Genomic DNA, 15789 nt, shown 5'->3' with positions numbered 1-15789 from the left:
TTTGAGCTTGGAGTTTAAATTAAGGCCGGTTAATATAAAGACAATCATATCAGCCATCATAATCTCTTTTTTGGTAGGCGGTTTGATTGTACTGGGAAGTGGCTATAATCCTACGGAGGTATACTATAAATTATTTAAGGGAGCCTTGGGGAGTAAATTTGCCATTGCATCCACTTTAAGATGGATTACGCCTCTATTGTTTACTTCTGTTGCATCCGCCATTGCGTTTAGAGGCGGTATGTTTAACATGGGAGTTGAGGGACAGCTGTATATAGGAGCCCTGGCCGGAACCATTGTGGGGGTTTCCTGTAAGGGCCTTCCCCATTTGGCACATGTTGCCCTTTGCTTTTTGGCTGCCATGGCGGCTGGTATGTTTTATGCCATGATTCCTGCATTGATGAGGGTTTATCTGAATGCCAGTGAGGTAGTTACGACTTTAATGTTAAATTATATGATAATAAATTTAAACAATTTTATCATTCAAGAGTATTTTCTTGCAACAGACAGTATGGTTTCCACCATTGCCACCAATGAGATTGAGGCAAGTGCAAAGCTGACATCTATTATGCCGCCTTACTCAGTCAATACCGGACTTATCATTGGAGCGTTCATGATTGTCCTGTTTTACATACTGTTCAATAAGAGTAAACTGGGATATGAGTTCCATATATCTGGTGTAAATCCGCAATTTGCAAGATATGGGGGAATTCAGGTAGACAGGGTAAGGATAGGTGTCATGCTGATTAGCGGATGCATTGCCGGGTTAGGCGGAGCTGTTGAAATCATGGGGGTTCAGGAACGTCTGATGGCAAGTTTTTCTCCGAATTTCGGTTTTGACGGAATGCTGGCCGCCTTGCTTGGTAATAGCACTCCTCTTGGGGTAACATTATCTTCCGTATTCTTCGGGACCCTGAAAGCAGGGGCATTATCCATTGAGAGAACTACAGATGTATCCAGGGCTTTGGCTGATGTGATTAAAGGTATTATCATCTGTTTTGTTTCTGTCAGGACGCTGGGGTTACTGGACAGGATTTCGTTTAAATGGCCGGGGAACCCCATGTTGCGGAACAAGGGAAAAGGAACAGAGGAGGTAAAAAATGTTTATTAATGCCACACTTTTAGCAGTAGTTGCGCGAGTTACAACCCCTATTGTTCTTTGTGCTTCCGGCGGATTGTATTGCCAGCTGGCAGGGACTCCGAATATAACACTGGAAGGGGCCATGCTGATGGCTGCATTTGCTGGGGTGGCAGGCAGCTATTATACGGGCAGTGCCCTGGTGGGGCTGTTATGTGCCATATTAGGTTCGCTTTTAATCAATATTTTATTTGGTTTCCTGCATCTTAGGCTGGGCGGGGAAGGGACCATTACAGGTTTTGCCATTAATTCCCTGAGCCTTGGCCTTACAACATTCCTTTTGCGGTCCATGTTTAATGTTACAGGCACACTGGTGGATGACCGCATCGTGGGATTACCAAAATACAGTATCCCGATCCTGAAGGATATCCCCCTCCTACAGCAGCTGTTCACCAACCATACCCTGTGTACGTATTTCTCCTGGATATTTATTATATTGACGTATATCATTTTTTACAGGACGAAATATGGGATGAATATCAGGGCCTGCGGTGAAAATCCCACAGCAGCTTCTTCTGTTGGTGTTTCTGTTACAACTGTCAGGTGGAGTACGATTATGATTTCAGGCTTAATGAGCGGACTTGCAGGCGCACAGATATCCCTGGGGTATTTAAGTATGTTTTCCGAGAATATGACATCAGGCAGAGGATTCATTGCTTTGGCCGCCATCATGTTATCTGGCGGAAGGCCCATTGCAATGTTTGTGGCTGCGTTGCTGTTTGGTGTGGCAGAAGGCTTATCGAACCAGGCACAGCTGACAGCCATATCATCGCATCTGATCCTGACACTGCCATATCTCATGGTAATCGTTGTGCTGTTGCTGCAGCCGGAACAGATGAAGGCTTTGAAAATGCGAATCAGACAGATGAAAGGATAGGGGGAAGGATATGCGTTTGGATGGAAAATGTATCGTTATAACAGGAGCAACAGGAGGAATTGGCAAAGCTGCGGCAGGACTGTTCCATAAAGAGGGGGCAACGCTGGTTTTGTCAGATTTAGATGTGGAGAAAGGGGAAGAATTGGCATCACGATTACCTGGAACCCATTTTATTCCTGCCGATATCTGTGATTCAAATCAGGTTAATCAATTATTTGAGGCAGCGTTGGGCTTTATGGGGAAGATAGATGGTCTGTTCCATGCTGCCGGTATTGTTTCTTCATCTGACCTCCTTTCCTGTACAGAGCAGCATTTTGATAAAATCATGAACGTTCATCTTAAGGGGACGTTTCTTTGTCTGCAACAAGCAGCACTGAATATGAGGGAGCGTGGCGGATCCATTGTGCTTACGGCATCGCAGCGCGGAATCCTAGGCGCTACAGGTTCCATTGCATATAATGCTGCCAAAGGCGGTATTGTAATTATGGGAAAGAGTGCGGCCATGGAACTGGGAAAATATAATATACGGGTAAATGTTCTTTGTCCGGGTGCAACAGAAACGCCGATGCTCAGGCAGGATATAGCAAACAGTCAGGATCCGGAGGGATTGGAGCGCCGCATGCTCAGTGAATATCCTTTAGGACGGTTTGGGACATCAGAGGAATCAGCGTATGGCGCCCTTTACTTACTTAGTGATGAGGCGGCATTTACAACCGGTACCACATTAGTGGTTGACGGAGGCAATACGGCAGGATGATTGGGAGGTTGTGATTATGAGGATTTTATTGGTAGGGGGAAGCGGGTTGGTTGGCACCAGGCTTGCATCATATCTGGCAGAGCAGGGGAATGATGTGGTGTGTTTTAACCGCACCATTCCCCGCGGTGCCTCCAGACAGTGTATTTATGAGACCGGTGATTTGGGGGAATACGGTCTTTTGTATCAAATCATGAAAAAATACAGGGTGGAACAGGTTATACATAATGCGGCCATTTCCCATCCCATGCTGTACAGGGACAATCCTTATAAGGTTTACCGCGTAAATGTGACAGGAACCTTGAATGTGTTGGAAGCTGCAAAGCTTTTTGAGGTCAGCCGTTTTATCTACATCAGTTCCGGCGCTGTATATGGGAACACGGATAGTCCTGTCGTATATGAAGAACAGAAGCTTCATGGTGAAAGCCCCTATGGCGCTTCTAAAGTGGCGTGTGAGGAAATTGTGAGAAACTATGGCCTGCAGACCGCTTCTCTTAGGGTGGCTTTTGTATACGGCCCGGGCAGGAGTATGTCATGCCCGGTTGAACAAGCTTTACGTCATGCGGTAAAGGGGGAGGAAATGCTGTTAGACAAAGGGGCTGACCAGAAGATGGATTATATTTATATTGATGACTGCGTGGAAGCAATCGGACGGATTGTGAATAACCGTACACTACGCTATGATGCATATAATATCGGGGGAGGGCAGCTGGTGCCTTATAGCCGGGTGATTGATAAAGTAAAGGCACTGTATCCCAAGTCCCGGATTGCAGTGGGAGCTGGTGGTCTTGGTTATGATGATTTGGGGGCAATGTCAATTCAGCGCATAGAAGAGGATACGGGGTGGAAACCTGGCATATCAATTGAGGAAGGGATAGAAAGATATGCCTTATGGATGGAAAAGAATATTTAGAATAACGCTTTACAAGGATATGGTATGAGGGTACAAAAAGAAAGGGTTGGATTCTGGCTGTGCAGCCGGGCATCCAACCTTTTTCTATTCTTATTTATCATCCACCAAAGGAATCGGCGTCTCATCCTTCTCATCCAGATGCGCCAGATAATACTTGGTATCCTTTACAATCACGCCGGACAGCAGCAGTACGGCTATCAGGTTTGGAATGGCCATCAGTGCATTGAGCGTATCTGCGATACTCCATACAAGTTCCAGCTGGATGACAGGGGCAGCCACCAGCACCAAAGCCCAGGCCAGGCGGTAAGGAACCAGCCCTTTCTTGCCCATCAGGTATTCCAGGCACCGTTCTCCGTAATAGGACCAGCCCAGGATGGTGGAGTATGCAAATGTGATGATGCCCACTATGAGGATCGGCTGCCCGATGTAAGGAATCAGGGAAAAGGCAGCATTGGTCAGTTCTCCGCCGGACAGGTTGGTAACGCTGATGGAATCATGGCCAATGATGCTGCTGACAAGGACAAGGCCGGTCATGAGGCAGACCACCACGGTATCCCAGAAGGTTCCGGTTGCAGATACAAGGGCCTGGCGCACCGGATTGCGGGTCTGGGCGGCAGCGGCCACGATTGGGGCGGAACCCATGCCGGATTCATTGGAAAAAAGGCCGCGGGCAATTCCGTACCGGGCTGACATCATGATACCTGAGCCCACCAGTCCGCCTGCAATGGAGCGCATTTGCGTAAACGCGCTGCGGAATATGACGGACAATGTTTCGCCCAGGAATGCACGGTTAAGGAAGAGGATGAAAATACATCCCACAACATAGAAAAATGCCATGAAAGGCACCAGCTTTTCGCACACCCTTGCAATGGATTTCACCCCTCCGAAGATAACCAGGCAGGTAACCCCGCTTGTGATAAGGCCCACTAAAAGGCTGATGATCCATGGATATGTATCAAGCAGATCCTTAAGGCTGCCGGACGTAATAAGCGGCTTCACATTGCTGTTCACAATACTGGAGATGGCGTTGACCTGGACGCCGCATCCAATCCCAAAGGAGGTAAGGGTGCCCAGCACTGCAAAGACGATGCCCAGCCACTTCATGTTCAGTCCGCGTTCCAGGGCATACATGGCGCCTCCCAGCATGGTGCCGTCCTTGGTGCGCACACGGTACTTGACCGCGATAAGGGATTCGCCATACTTGGTGGCAATTCCGAACACGCCGGTGAGCCAGCACCACAGAACGGCGCCCGGGCCGCCAAGGGCAATGGCTGTTCCCACGCCAATGATATTGCCGGTTCCTATGGTGGAGGCAAGGGCGGTGGTAAGGGCTGCAAACTGGCTGATATCGCCGCTTGAGTCGGGATCTTTTGTGACAGAGAGCCGGATGCCGGTCCATGTTTTCCTCTGGATGAATCCCGTGCGGATTGTAAGAAAAAGATGTGTCCCAAAGAGAAGTGCAATCATGGGAATCCCCCAAAGATAGTTATTGATGGTTTCCACAATGGTGCTTAACAGTTCCATATCAAATCCCCCGTTTTCTGAGTCAATAATATAAATAATTTAGCACAGTAAAATGGAAAAAGCAAGAAAATATGTTTTTGGACCAAAATAGAGGGGTAAAACAGAAAATATTTTGAAAATATATAAGGATGACAGAAAAAGTTTCTGGTAAATACGAAAACTCGGAAACTTGGGTAAATTACAGGGAAACGGAAAACCACTGAAAAGGGTGGATGGAAAAGCGAAAGTCGGTCCCCTGAAGGATATCCGTCCAGGGCATTGTACATACATGCCCTGACGGTTACCCGCTTTCAGGGGACCGGCTTATGATATTGGTTTCATACATTGAAACGGAACAGGACCACATCCCCGTCCCTCATCACATATTCCTTTCCTTCTGAGCGGACCAGGCCTTTTTCCTTGGCAGCCCCCATGCTGCCGCAGTTCATCAGGTCGTCGTAGTTCACTACCTCGGCGCGGATGAAGCCGCGCTCAAAGTCGCTGTGGATCTTGCCTGCTGCCTGCGGCGCCTTGGTGCCGACCTTAATGGTCCATGCGCGGCTTTCCTGAGGACCTGCGGTCAGGTAGCTCATAAGGCCCAGGATGCGGTAGCTGGCGGCAATCAGCTTCTCCAACCCGGATTCGGTAAGGCCAAGATCGTCCAGGAACATTTTCTTCTCATCCTCATCCAGCTCTGCGATTTCCTGCTCAATCTCAGCACAGATGACAAATACCTCACATCCGTTTTCAGCGGCAAAACCGCGGACGGACTGCACATATCCGTTGTCAGCGCCGTCATTTGCCAGGTCGCCTTCCGCAACATTGGCAGCGAATATGACAGGCTTCCATGTGAGCAGGTTCAGGGTGTTGATGAACTCACGCTCATCCTCGTCCTCTGTCTCATAGCTGCGGGCCAGCCTTCCCTCTTCAAGGTGGGCCTTCATGGCCTTTAACAGCTCCACTTCCTTGGCTAGTTCCTTATTGTTAAAGGCGCCCTTGGACTGTTTTGCAATGCGGCGTTCCAGAATCTCGATATCAGAGAAGATGAGCTCCAGGTTAATGGTTTCAATATCCCTTAAGGGGTCGATGCAGCCATCCACATGGATGACATTGGGGTCGTCAAAACAGCGGACCACGTGGACAATGGCGTCCACTTCACGGATGTTGGACAGGAACTGGTTGCCCAGGCCCTCGCCTTTGGATGCGCCTTTTACAAGTCCTGCAATGTCCACGAACTCGATAACGGCAGGAGTGGTTTTTTCAGAGTTATACATTTCAGTGAGCTTGTCCAGACGCGCGTCCGGAACAGGCACTACGCCTACATTTGGGTCAATGGTACAGAACGGATAATTGGCTGACTCCGCGCCTGCCTTGGTCAAGGAATTAAAAAGAGTACTTTTTCCGACATTGGGAAGTCCTACGATACCTAATTTCATATGATTACCTTCCTATTATAATAAGTAATTACAGCCTTATTATCATATCATAAAACAGGGGGGAATGAAAGCAGAAAATGTTTAACCGCCAAATGTCAATAAAATCAGGCTTGGCGGGAAGAATATAAGCACAGGGATACCAATCAACCCAAAACAGTGAAGGAGATATGAAATGGGAGAGACAATCGTAGTAATCGGCGCAAACCACGCAGGTACGGCCGCCATCAATACAGTACTGGACCAGTTTCCGGGCAACCGGGTCATTGCATTTGACATGAACTCAAACATCAGTTTCCTGGGGTGCGGCATGGCCCTTTGGATAGGAAAACAGATATCAGGGCCGGAAGGGCTGTTCTATTCCAGCAAGGGGATATTTGAGGAAAAAGGGGCAGAAATCCACATGGAGACCAGGATTACCCGCATTGATTATGACCGTAAGATCGTATATGGGCGGGACAGGGACGGAAAGGACCTTGAACAGTCTTATGACAAGCTGATACTGGCCACGGGCTCCATTCCGGTCCGACCGGAGATAAAAGGCATGGACCTGGAAAATGTCCAGTTTGTTAAGCTGTTCCAGAATGCACAGGATGTGATTGAGAAGTTAAAGGATGCATCCATCCGTAAGATTGCGGTTGTGGGGGCAGGATACATCGGAGTGGAGCTGGCCGAGGCATTCCGGCGGAATGGGCGGGAGGTGGTGCTGATTGACTGTGCAGAAACCTGCCTGTCCGGATATTATGACCGGGAGTTTTCCGATATCATGACAAAGAACCTGATGGACCACGGCGTAAAGCTGGCATTTGGGGAAACCGTCACGGAACTGGAAGGTGACGGGAAGGTCCAGAAAATCATTACGGACAAAGGAAGCCATGAGGCTGACATGGTGGTTTTCGGCATTGGCTTTAAACCGAATACAATGCTGGGGCAGGGACAGATCAAGGTTTTTAAGAATCAGGCATTTTTAACAGACCGGAAACAGGAAACCAGCATTCCGGGGGTTTATGCCATCGGTGACTGCGCCACGGTCTATAATAATGCCATCCAGGCCACGGACTATATTGCGCTGGCAACCAACGCGGTCCGCTCCGGTATCATTGCGGCCCACAATGCCTGCGGCCGGCTCCTTGAATCCCCGGGGGTACAGGGCTCCAATGGCATCAGCATATGGGGGCTACACATGCTCAGCACGGGAATCAGCCTTGCCAGGGCAGAACGGCTGGGGTATAAGGCCGGTGTGACGGATTATGAGGACTGGCAGAAGGCGGAGTTCATGGAGAATGGGAACAACCGGGTGAAGATACGGATTGTGTATGACATGGATACAAGGATTATACTGGGGGCGCAGATGTGTTCGGACTATGATATTTCCATGGGCATCCATCTGTTTTCCATGGCCATAGAAGAGCAGGTTGACATTGATAAGCTGAAGCTGTTTGACCTGTTTTTCCTGCCGCATTTTAATAAGCCCTACAATTATATCACCATGGCGGCCCTGGCGGCCAGGTAAGGGGCTGTTGGGCATGGGATGCAGGGCTGTCAAATCCCTTCTTGCATTTTACATTACTTCGGGGTAAAATGGGAAAGTATAACACCTGGTGCTGCGCAAAGGCGCGCGGTTCTGCCAGGGGTTAAAAGGACAGGCACAAGGTGCCGGATGCAGGAAGGAGATTTTCAATGGAAGCAGTAACAGGAGCAGATTTAAGCTTTGTGAATCTGGGCATTACCATACAGCACCTGCCGAACAGCATTACCGTGTTTGGCTTCAGGATTGCATTTTACGGGATCATCATCGGCCTGGGGATGCTGGCCGGGATGGCCATTGCATTTTCAGATGCAAGGCGCAGGGGACAGGATCCGGATGTGTATCTGGATTTTGCACTGTACGGCATTATATTTTCCATCATTGGCGCCAGGGCGTATTATGTGATTTTTGACTGGGATACCTATAAGGACAACCTGCTGCAGATATTTAACACGCGTGGGGGCGGCCTGGCAATCTACGGAGGCGTCATCGGTGCGGTCATTACCCTTATCGTGTTTACCAGGGTCAGGAAGATGTCCTTTTTTTCCATGGCAGACAGCGGTGTGCTGGGCCTGATTACAGGCCAGATCATCGGCCGGTGGGGGAATTTCTTTAACTGCGAGGCATTTGGCGGATATACCAACAACCTTTTTGCCATGCGCATTAAGAAGAGCCTGGTGAACCCGTCCATGATATCCCGGCAGCTGATTGACCATGAGATTGTGGAGAATGGGATTGCCTATATCCAGGTCCATCCCACCTTCCTTTATGAGTCGGTATGGAACCTGTGCGTCCTTGGATTCATGCTGTGGTACAGGAAACATAAGAAGTTTGAAGGGGAAATGATGTGGATTTATTTCCTGGGCTACGGCCTTGGGCGTGTATGGATTGAGGGCCTGCGCACGGACCAGCTTCTGATTCCCGGGACCGGATTCGCAGTGTCCCAGCTGCTCTCGGCCGTGCTGGTGCTGATATCGGCAGGCGTTATCATTTTTAAACACCAAAACCTGAAAAAGGGGAGGAAAGTGGGGGATATTCCAGGGGGGATTTAGTAAAAAAATCAATATTTAGTGCTTATGGGTGGGTGTATCCCACATGTAGAGGCAGCTGCGAAAAACCACGCAGCTGCCTTGTTTTTTTGAAATTTTTTTATAAGAAATTCGTAAAAACTTCTTGCCATTTCCCAATTTCTGTACTATGATGGACATACAAGTGGTAGAAAGTGGTGCAAAGTGGTAGAGGATGGTTGTTATGTGGATGAAGTGGGGGCTTCGGATTCCCCCATGGGCATCCACGGGACATCACTGACGTACGGCAGGTGATAAGTTATGTTCATGGGTGAGTACAATCATACAGTAGACGCGAAGGGACGCCTGATCGTACCTTCCAAGTTCAGAGAGCAGTTAGGCGACGAATTCGTTGTTACGAAGGGCCTTGATAACTGCCTTTTTGTGTATGAGAATTCAGAATGGACCGCCCTTGAAGAAAAACTGCGCACACTGCCCCTTACCAATGCCGCCGGACGTAAGTTTTCACGTTTCCTCCTGGCAGGCGCTACCACCTGTGAAGTAGACAAGCAGGGAAGAATCCTTCTTCCGGCCATCCTCAGGGAGTTTGCCGGAATTGAGAAAGACGCAGTACTGGTAGGTGTGGGAAGCCGTATTGAAATCTGGAGCAAGGATAAGTGGATTGAGGCTAACACCTTTGATGATATGGAAGAGATTGCAGAACATATGGAAGGTTTGGGAATTTAATGGAGGAACAATCATTTGTACACAAGTCCGTACTTTTGTATGAAACAGTGGGCAGCCTGAATATAAAGCCCGGAGGAATCTATGTGGACGGCACGCTGGGCGGAGGCGGACATGCCTATGAGGTATGCAAGCGTCTGGGGAGCGGCCGGCTCATAGGGATTGACCAGGACGCGGATGCCATAGAGGCGGCCGGCAGGCGGCTGGAGCATTTTAAGGATAAGGTTACCATTGTAAGAAGCAATTATGAGGATATCAGGGCAGTGCTGAATGGACTGGGGCTTATGAAGGTGGATGGGATTTACCTGGATTTGGGGGTTTCCTCCTATCAGCTGGACACTGCATCCAGGGGATTCACCTACAGGGAGGACGCGCCCCTTGATATGAGGATGGACCAGAGGAATACTACCACGGCGGCAGACATTGTCAATACCTATACTGAGATGGAGCTGTACCGGATCATCCGGGATTATGGTGAGGACAATTTTGCCAAGAACATAGCAAAGCACATTGTAAGGGCAAGAGGGGAACATCCCATTGAGACAACAGGACAGCTGGCGGAGATTATCAAGGCCGCCATCCCGGCCAGGGTAAGGGCCACGGGCGGACATCCGGCCAAGCGCACCTTCCAGGCCATAAGGATTGAGTGCAACCATGAACTGGATGTGCTGGAACAGTCCATTGATACCATGATTGAACTTCTGAACCCAGGAGGCCGTCTCAGTATCATTACCTTCCATTCACTGGAAGACAGGATCGTGAAGAACCGGTTCAGGACCAATGAAAATCCCTGTATCTGTCCCCATGATTTTCCTGTCTGCATGTGCGGCAGGAAGAGCAGGGGCAAGGTTATCTCAAGAAAGCCCATATTGCCCTCCAAGGAGGAACTGGAGGAGAACAGCCGTTCAAAGAGCGCAAAGCTGCGCGTGTTTGAGCGGGGTGAGATGTAATGTAAATACCATGATTCTAAGCGTCTGAAATACAGACGCAGGATGTGGCTTCGACCATACTAAGCCCGAAGGGACCTCGCTAAGTATGGCGAAGCGCTTTCGCACTAAGCGTCTAAAATACAGATGCTAAGTGCTCAATGCGTACAAAGGATGACCAGATTATGACAGAAGGGAGGATATAAGGCCATGGCTGCAAGAAGACAGGCGTCAGCAGGACGCGCGCACACACAGACAAACCGCAGGCCGGCACAGAGACATGATTATGTGTATGGTTCGGCGGCACCACAGCTTAAACCACAGGAAGCCCCAAGACCACAGCGGCCGGTAAGAAAACCGGCAGGCAGCCAATCCGTCCGGCACAACCACCGGATACGCCGCAATCAGGAACGGGCATTGTATATGGACCTTCCATATGTCATCATGCTTACCATTGCGTCAGTGTTTACCTTATACCTCTGCATCAATTACCTCCATTTGCAGTCATCCATTACGGCAAGAATGCATCATATTGAGACCATGGAGGCACACCTGGAGAAGCTTAAGGCGGAGAATGATGCCCTGGAAACCAGTATTAATACCAGCATTGACCTGAATAAGATTTATGAGATTGCGACAAAGGAGCTGGGCATGGTATATGCCAAGAAGAACCAGGTGCTGCTGTATGATAAGACAGAAAGTGAGTATGTAAGACAGTATGAAGACATCCCGGAACACTAATGGAAACGGCCGTTCCCAAGGCAAGGGAAATGGAAACGGCCGTGATGGACATAACCAGAAAGGCAAATATTTTTATCCCAAGTACCTGCAGGAAAAGCTGGCAATCACCGTTTTGGTGATTACGCTGGCTTTATTTGCATTAATAATGGTGCTTTACAGGATCATCAGGGACAACAATGAGCAGTACAAAAAAATCGTGCTGACACAGAGGCAGCAGGAGTACGAAAGCCGTGTCATACCCTACAGGCGCGGGGATATCGTGGACAGGAACGGGACCTATCTGGCCACCAGCGAGAAGGTGTATAACCTGATTATTGACCCAAGGCAGATCATGTCTGCCCCGGAGCGTTATCTGGAACCGACCATTGAAACCCTGGTGGCCAGCTTTGGCTTTGACGCAGGGGAACTGCGCGCCATGATAGAGGAAAAAAAGGATTCTGCTTATCTCAGGTACAGCAAGGGACGGCAGCTCACCTATGACCAGAGGACTGCGTTTGAACAGCTGGCAAAGGAGAAGAACGATGCCTACATCAAAAACAAGGATGAGGTGGAAGGCAGGAAGCGGGTTAAGGGAGTCTGGTTTGAGGATGAATATAAGCGGATTTACCCTTATAACTCAATGGCCTGCAGCGTGATTGGATTTACCAGCAGTGACGGCAGCGTGGGAACCGGCGGGATTGAGCAGTACTATAACAGCAGCCTGATTGGAGTGAATGGGCGCGAGTACGGTTATCTGGATGAGAACTCCAATCTTGAGGGCGTGGTGAAGTCCGCCACCAACGGCAAGACCGTGGTAAGCACCATTGACGTGAACATCCAGAATATTGTCCAGAAATATATCAATGAGTGGCAGACAACCGTGGGCAGCAAGGTCACGGCCGCCATTGTCATGAATCCCAATAACGGCGAGATACTGGCCATGGGCACCAGCAGCGTGTTTGACCTTAATAATCCCAGGGATGTAAGCGGATACACCCAGGAGGACCTGATGGCTCTGGGCAAAAAGGAAGCAGCCCATGTATACAGAAGGGAAAATGACGGGGAGACCATCACCGAGGACCAGGTCCTTGACCATTACAGCCGTGAGGAGGTACTGTCTTATGGACAGCAGGTGGCATGGAACCAGATATGGAGGAATTTCTGTGTCAGCGATACCTATGAACCGGGATCCCCATCCAAGATATTTACTGTTGCAGCCGGTTTGGAGGAAGGGGTAATAAAGACCACCGACAGTTTTGAATGTACCGGTTACCTCCATGTGGGGGATTGGGATATTAAGTGTACGGCATACCGCAGGGGCGGACATGGGTGGCTGGACGTACAGGAATCATTGATGCAGTCCTGTAATGTGGCCATGATGCGTATGGGCGCCATGATTGGAAGGGAGCGTTTTACGAAATACCAGTCCATTTTCGGGTTTGGCGACAAGACCGGCATAGACCTGCCGGGCGAGGCAGATACCAGCGGGCTTGTGCATACGGCGGACGATATGGGACCTACGGATCTGGCCACCAATGCCTTTGGGCAGAACTATAACTGCACCATGGTGCAGATGGCGGCTGCATTCTGCTCCGTACTCAACGGGGGGTCCTATTATGAACCCCATGTGGTAAAACAGATACTGAATGAGCAGGGATCCGTGGTGGAGAAAAAGGAATCGGTCCTGGTGCGGGAAACCGTATCCAGGTCCACATCGGACTTCCTTAAGGAGGCCATGTTCCAGACCGTTGAGGTGGGTACCGGAAAGGCGGCCCAGGTGGCGGGATACGATGTGGGCGGTAAGACGGGAACAGCGGAAAAACAGCCGCGTTCTGCCAAGAATTACCTGGTATCCTTTGCAGGCTTTGCGCCCATTGAGGATCCGCAGGTATTTGTCTATGTGGTGATTGATACGCCCAACTATCCCCCGGGGGAAGAGCAGGCCCACAGTTCCTACGCCAGTACTGTATTTTCAAAGATCATGACAGAAACACTTCCTTATTTAAATATATTCCCAACCAATGACCTGGACGAGGACGGATCCATCCAGGAGAACCTGCCATCTTCCGAGGGCATCAATGAAGTAAGCACAGAGGAAAGCGGCGAAGGTCAGGGGGAATTAGTGGAGGAAACAGAAAAACAATATGAAACAGACGAGTACGTGCCGGATGACGGCGGGGCCGGAAGCGGCGTACCGGACGCGGTCCCGAAAGACCCGTCCGGCTCAGAAGAACCGCCCATGGATACCGGCCGGACCCAGCCGGTAAGGACGTCTGCCCCCAGCAGCCAAGGCCAGGATGATCAGGGCGGCCAGGATGCGGCCCGGGACAGTACGGCCGCGGGCACGGAAAAAACACAGTAAATGGTACAGACCATATAGAAAGATTCATAAAATAAGACCGGCCCCAATATATTATTAACAATGATGGACGCTGGAGACAATCATGAATCCAAACCTTACAAAGCACAGAAAGAATATAGCCGTCCTTGCACTGCTCATTGCCATTGTCATGGTGAGTCTCTCAGGGCGGCTTGCTTATCTTATGATATTCCGTTCCGGACATTACAGCGCAATGGCAGAGGACCTGCACCAGAGGGAGCGTACAATCAAGGCGGCCAGGGGCCGTATCATTGATGCAAATGGGGTGGTCATTGCCGATAACCGCACGGTGTGTACGATTTCCGTCATCTATAACCAGGTGACGGACCGGGAGCATGTGATACAGGTCCTTTGCAGTGAGCTGGGCCTGGATGAGGAGCTGGTGCGTAAGCGGGTGGAGAAACGCAGTTCCAGGGAAATCATAAAGACAAATGTGGATAAAGAACTGGGCGATAAAATCCGCGCCTACCGGCTGGACGGGGTAAAAGTGGACGAAGATTACAAGCGTTATTATCCCTATGACAGTCTGGCGTCCAAGGTACTGGGATTCACCGGAGGCGACAACCAGGGCATCATCGGTCTGGAGGTAAAGTACGAAAAGTACCTGAAGGGAATGAACGGCAAGATCCTCACCATGTCAGACGCAAAGGGAGTGGAGATTGAGAATGCTGCCGAGGACCGGATAGAGCCGATTGCGGGTAATGACCTGCACATAAGCCTGGATGTCAATATACAGAAATACGCGGAGCAGCTGGCTTACCAGGTTCTGGAGAAAAAAAATGCAAAAAAGGTGTCCATTATTGTCATGAATCCGCAGAACGGCGAACTGATGGCCATGGTAAACGTACCGGAGTTCAACCTCAACGACCCCTTTACCCTGAACCAGAACCTGCGCAGCCAGAGCCTCCAGGAGATGGCTGCCCAGACAGCTGACCTGCCTGCGTCCAAAAAGCAGGAGCAGCTGAACCAGATGTGGAGGAACACCTGCATCAATGACACCTATGAGCCTGGCTCCACCTTTAAGATCATCACGGCCGCGGCCGGGCTGGAATCCGGCGTGGTAAAGCTGACGGACCAGTTTTCCTGTCCTGGCTTCAGGGTTGTGGAAGACCGGAAGATACGGTGCCACAAGGTGGGGGGACATGGTTCGGAGACATTCCTCCAGGGAGCCATGAATTCCTGCAACCCTGTGTTCATTGACGTGGGCCAGAGGCTGGGAGTGGATGGATACTATAAATATTTCACCCAGTTCGGCCTTAAGGGAAAGACGGGCATCGACCTGCCGGGTGAGGCAGCCACCATCATGCACAAAAAGGAGAACATGGGCCTTGTGGAGCTGGCCACGGTATCCTTTGGCCAATCCTTCCAGATCACGCCGGTCCAGCTGATTACAACGGCGGCCTCCATTGTCAACGGAGGCAACCGCGTCACGCCCCATTTCGGCGTGGAGGCTGTAAGCGCGGACCAGTCCTCGGTCCATGGGTTTAAATACCCCAGCAAGGGGCGTATCCTTTCCGAGGAGACCAGCGCCACCATGCGGTATGTGCTGGAACAGGTGGTATCAGAAGGAAGCGGTAAAAAAGCAAAACTGGAAGGATATAAAATCGGGGGTAAGACAGCCACCTCGGAAAAGCTTCCAAGAAGCCTTAAAAAATATATTTCGTCTTTTATCGGCTTTGCCCCGGCGGACAATCCGCAGGTCATGGCCCTGATAACAATTGATGAACCGGAGGGGATTTATTACGGCGGTACCATCGCTGCACCGGTCATTGGAGATTTATTTAAGAATATACTTCCTTATCTGGGAATTCAGGCAACAGAGGAAGAAACTGCTGTGCACGTTTCTAATCCATAGTTGATTATTCCCGG

The 15789-nt window shown here is 50.0% G+C and carries 13 protein-coding genes; 11 read left to right on the top strand and 2 right to left on the bottom strand.

What is annotated here, in order from left to right:
• The first annotated feature begins 1 nt into the window (after position 1).
• From DWX59_RS17065 to DWX59_RS17050, 4 genes are read left to right on the top strand one after another with little or no spacing between them, the layout of a single operon-like run.
• Entirely contained in the window at positions 2 to 1108 is a 1107-nt protein-coding gene (locus tag DWX59_RS17065) for an ABC transporter permease (protein WP_117560422.1), read from the top strand.
• Positions 1098 to 2012, top strand: coding sequence for an ABC transporter permease (locus DWX59_RS17060; protein ID WP_117560421.1), 915 nt, complete (start codon positions 1098 to 1100; stop codon positions 2010 to 2012). Before DWX59_RS17065 ends, DWX59_RS17060 begins: the two co-directional genes overlap by 11 nt.
• A gap of 10 nt (positions 2013 to 2022) precedes the next feature.
• Positions 2023 to 2769: an SDR family NAD(P)-dependent oxidoreductase gene (locus tag DWX59_RS17055; RefSeq protein ID WP_117560420.1), complete on the top strand. Its 747-nt coding sequence runs from the start codon at positions 2023 to 2025 to the stop codon at positions 2767 to 2769.
• A gap of 16 nt (positions 2770 to 2785) precedes the next feature.
• Positions 2786 to 3679 carry an NAD-dependent epimerase/dehydratase family protein gene (locus tag DWX59_RS17050; RefSeq protein WP_117560419.1) on the top strand — a complete coding sequence of 298 codons (894 nt, stop codon included), beginning with the start codon at positions 2786 to 2788 and terminating at the stop codon, positions 3677 to 3679.
• Between the two features lie 90 nt (positions 3680 to 3769).
• On the opposite strand, the gene DWX59_RS17045 is transcribed toward DWX59_RS17050, so the two are convergent.
• Together DWX59_RS17045 and ychF are read right to left on the bottom strand one after the other, a co-directional pair.
• Positions 3770 to 5203, bottom strand: coding sequence for an alanine/glycine:cation symporter family protein (locus DWX59_RS17045; protein ID WP_117560418.1), 1434 nt, complete (start codon positions 5201 to 5203; stop codon positions 3770 to 3772).
• A 317-nt stretch (positions 5204 to 5520) separates the two neighbouring features.
• The gene (gene ychF, locus DWX59_RS17040) at positions 5521 to 6618 is read right to left on the bottom strand and encodes a redox-regulated ATPase YchF (RefSeq protein WP_117560417.1); all 1098 of its coding nucleotides are present in this window, start codon (positions 6616 to 6618) and stop codon (positions 5521 to 5523) included.
• 172 nt (positions 6619 to 6790) lie between these two features.
• Here ychF and nox point away from each other — a divergent pair, with 172 nt between their 5' ends.
• From nox to DWX59_RS17005, 7 genes are all read left to right on the top strand, one after another.
• Positions 6791 to 8128 (top strand): H2O-forming NADH oxidase, encoded by a 1338-nt coding sequence (nox, locus tag DWX59_RS17035; RefSeq protein ID WP_117560416.1) that lies wholly within the window; start codon positions 6791 to 6793, stop codon positions 8126 to 8128.
• 167 nt (positions 8129 to 8295) lie between these two features.
• Complete coding sequence (gene lgt / locus DWX59_RS17030; RefSeq protein ID WP_117560415.1) at positions 8296 to 9195, top strand: prolipoprotein diacylglyceryl transferase; 900 nt, start codon at positions 8296 to 8298, stop codon at positions 9193 to 9195.
• A gap of 276 nt (positions 9196 to 9471) precedes the next feature.
• Positions 9472 to 9897 (top strand): division/cell wall cluster transcriptional repressor MraZ, encoded by a 426-nt coding sequence (gene mraZ, locus DWX59_RS17025; RefSeq protein ID WP_008724812.1) that lies wholly within the window; start codon positions 9472 to 9474, stop codon positions 9895 to 9897.
• On the top strand, positions 9897 to 10844 hold the full coding sequence (rsmH, locus tag DWX59_RS17020) for a 16S rRNA (cytosine(1402)-N(4))-methyltransferase RsmH (RefSeq protein ID WP_117560414.1): 948 nt from the start codon (positions 9897 to 9899) through the stop codon (positions 10842 to 10844). Before mraZ ends, rsmH begins: the two co-directional genes overlap by 1 nt.
• Positions 10845 to 11030: 186 nt before the next feature.
• Entirely contained in the window at positions 11031 to 11561 is a 531-nt protein-coding gene (locus DWX59_RS17015; protein WP_117560413.1) for a septum formation initiator family protein, read from the top strand.
• Positions 11539 to 13902: a peptidoglycan D,D-transpeptidase FtsI family protein gene (locus tag DWX59_RS17010; protein WP_235845086.1), complete on the top strand. Its 2364-nt coding sequence runs from the start codon at positions 11539 to 11541 to the stop codon at positions 13900 to 13902. Before DWX59_RS17015 ends, DWX59_RS17010 begins: the two co-directional genes overlap by 23 nt.
• An 82-nt stretch (positions 13903 to 13984) precedes the next feature.
• Entirely contained in the window at positions 13985 to 15775 is a 1791-nt protein-coding gene (locus DWX59_RS17005; RefSeq protein ID WP_117560412.1) for a peptidoglycan D,D-transpeptidase FtsI family protein, read from the top strand.
• Positions 15776 to 15789: the final 14 nt, after the last annotated feature.

The organism is Enterocloster aldenensis, assembly GCF_003434055.1.
Lineage (GTDB): Bacteria > Bacillota > Clostridia > Lachnospirales > Lachnospiraceae > Enterocloster > Enterocloster aldenensis.
Note: the sequence above shows the minus strand (reverse complement) of the source record. Positions and strands in the feature narration are given on the sequence as shown.